The sequence below is a fragment of the Mesorhizobium sp. M7A.F.Ca.ET.027.03.2.1 genome, from assembly GCF_003999175.1.
Classification (GTDB): Bacteria; Pseudomonadota; Alphaproteobacteria; order Rhizobiales; family Rhizobiaceae; genus Mesorhizobium.
The window spans coordinates 1-1,679 of record NZ_RZOM01001219.1 but is presented as its reverse complement, the minus strand read 5'-3'; the positions used below and the strand labels follow the sequence as shown (position 1 = coordinate 1,679).

General features: G+C 64.4%; 1 protein-coding gene. It reads left to right on the top strand.

Going from position 1 to position 1,679, the window contains the following annotated elements; genetic code table 11:
- Positions 1–67: 67 nt before the first annotated feature.
- On the top strand, positions 68–1,679 hold a 1,612-nt coding region (locus tag EN750_RS33155; protein ID WP_145968150.1), incomplete at its 3' end, for an efflux RND transporter permease subunit.

The following is a 1,679-nucleotide window of genomic DNA, read 5'->3' as shown; positions in this document are numbered from 1 at the left end:
GTCAAAGACTGTCCAGCGTCGCCAGCGCCTTCGGGCGGGCAAGAGCAGCCGGGGAGGCTTGCGTCTCGTGGTAAACTTTTTCATCCACCGTCCGATCTTCGCCTCGGCGATCGCCATCATCATGGTGCTCGCCGGGTCGATTTGTTATTTCCTGCTGCCCGTCTCGCAGTTTCCCGACATCACGCCGCCGCAGGTCGTGGTCAGCGCCCACTATCCAGGCGCCAGCGCGCAAGTGGTGGCCGATACGGTGACAACGCCGCTGGAGCAGCAGATCAACGGCGTGCAGGGGATGACCTACATGTCGTCGACGAGCTCCAATGACGGCTCCTCGACCATCACCATCACCTTCGATGTCGGCTATTCGCTGAGCACCGCCGCCGTCGACGTGCAGAACCGCGTCTCGCAGGCCGCCTCGTCGCTGCCGGCGATCGTCAACCAGGGCGGCGTGACGATCAAGAAGCAGAACCCGAACTTCGTCCTCATCGTCAACCTGACTTCGCCCGACAGTTCGGTCGATCCGGTGGCGCTGAGCAACCTTGCCTATCTGCAGGTGGTCGATCCGCTGAAGCGCCTGCCCGGCGTCGGCGATGTGCAGATCTTCGGCGAGCGGCGCTATTCGATGCGCGTCTGGCTCGATCCCGACAAGCTCGCCAATCTCGGCATCACCGCGGTCGATGTGCAGAACGCCATCGCCGAGCAGAATGTCCAGGTGGCGGCCGGCAAGATCGGCCAATCGCCGGCACCCGCCGGCACCGCCTTCGAGATGCAGGTCAACGCCGTCGGCCGGTTGAGCGATCCAAAGGAATTCGGCGACATCGTCGTGCGCGCCAACACCGACACCGGCTCGCTGGTCAGGCTGCGCGACGTCGCCCGCATCGAGCTCGGCGCACTGCAATATTCGTCGTCGGCCTTCTTCGGCAAGGACCCGACCGTGGTGCTCGCCGTCTACCAGATGCCCGGCTCCAACGCGCTCGATCTGCAGCAGCGCGTCAAAGACAAGATGCAGGAGCTGTCGGGCCGCTTCCCGAAGGGCGTGTCCTATGCAATGCACTACGACACGACGCGCTTCGTCTCGGCGTCGATGCATGACGTGCTGATCACGCTCGGCGAAGCGCTGGTGCTGGTCGTCGCCGTGGTGTTCCTCTTCCTGCAAAGCTGGCGCACGACGATCATCCCGACCATCGCCATTCCGGTGTCGCTGGTGGCGACGCTGGTCGTCATGGAGATGCTCGGCTTCTCGCTCAACATGCTCTCCCTGCTCGGCATGGTGCTGGCGATCGGCCTCGTCGTCGACGACGCCATCGTCGTGGTTGAGAATGTCGAACGACAGCTGGAGGCCGGGCTCAAGCCGCTTGCGGCGACCAAGGCCGCAATGCGCGAGGTCACCGGACCGATCATCGCCACCACCGCGGTGCTGATGGCGGTGTTCGTGCCGGTCGCCTTCATTCCCGGCGTCTCCGGCAAGCTCTACAACCAGTTCGCGCTGACGGTGGCGATTTCCGTCGGCATCTCGGCCTTCAACTCGCTGACGCTCAGTCCCGCGCTCAGCGCGGCCTTCCTGCGGCATCGCGGCGAGACGCAGTTCGCTCCGTTCCGCTGGTTCAACACCGGCTTCGACAGGCTGTCGCACGCCTACGCCAATGGCGTACGCATTCTCATCCGCTTGCGCTGGATCATGC